At 62.3% G+C, this 1109-nt stretch carries 1 protein-coding gene; it reads right to left on the reverse strand.

Annotated elements, in window-relative coordinates; translation table 11 throughout:
• Positions 1-995 (reverse strand): IS481 family transposase (locus tag BST15_RS20930; RefSeq protein WP_109370907.1); only part of this gene is annotated, 995 nt, incomplete at its 3' end.
• Between the last annotated feature and the right edge of the window lie 114 nt (positions 996-1109).

The following is a 1109-nucleotide window of genomic DNA, read 5'->3' on the forward strand; positions in this document are numbered from 1 at the left end:
CTGTGATGTCCAGGGAGGTTGGTCAGTCGGGTGACCGGTGGTTGGCCTCCGATGGCGGAGTGGGCTCGGTGGTGATTGTAGAAGTGCAGCCAGTCGGGTAGGGCTGCGTTGCGTTGCGCAGTGGATTCGTAGTGCCGTGCATAGGCCCAGCCGTCAGCGAGGGTTCGGTGGAATCTCTCGATTTTGCCGTTGGTCTGAGGCCGGTAGGGGCGAGTTCGTTTGGGCGTGATCTGCAGTTCGGTGCAGGTCTCGCGCCATGCGAAGGATCTGTAGGGCGACCCGTTGTCGGATAGGACTCGTTCGATGGTGACGCCGTGTTCGGCGAACCACGCTACTGCTCGCTGGAGCACTGCGACCGCAGTGACTGCTTTCTCATCGGTGCAGATCTCGGCGTATGCCATGCGTGAATGATCGTCGATCACGGTGTGCACGAACGCTGTTCCGATTCTGGGTCGGTAACTGCTGGTGCGTTCACCGGTCCGCAGGGCGGTCTGCCTGGCGTTGCGTTCCCCGAGTTGTCGGCCCACGAACTTGTGGCCGCCGCCGTCGGGGATGTTGGCAAATTTGGTGACGTCGACATGGAGCAGTGAGCCGGGATGGTCATGCTCGTAACGCCGTATAGGTTCGCCGGTGACCCGGTCGATGTGGGATAGACGGTTGATCCGGCATCGCTTCAGCACGGCATGCACGGTCGAGGCCGGCATGGCGAGTTGGCTGCCGATCTGGACAGGTCCCAGCCGTTTGCGCCACCGCAACTTCACCACTTGCCGCATCACCTGTGGGCAGGTCTTGGTGGGGCTGGCATACGGTCGTGAGCTGCGATCGACCATGCCCGCGGCCCCTTCGGCACGGTAGCGGTCGGCCCATTTCTTGGCAGTTCGCGCTGCGACCATGAACATTTTGGCGGCTGCGGCGTAGGTCCATCCTTGCTCGACGACGAGCCGAGCGAGCCTCAAACGTGCGCGTGGGGTCAATGCAGCGTTAGCGTGGGACACGAAGGCCTCCTGGTTGGCGAAGCGGTTCTTAGACAGCTCCACTTCACAACCGGAGGCCTTCCCTGTCACACAGGCTCACCGATACCGTGCGGGACAACCTCCCTGGACATCACA

The organism is Mycolicibacter arupensis (genome assembly GCF_002086515.1).
Classification (GTDB): Bacteria; Actinomycetota; Actinomycetes; order Mycobacteriales; family Mycobacteriaceae; genus Mycobacterium; species Mycobacterium arupense.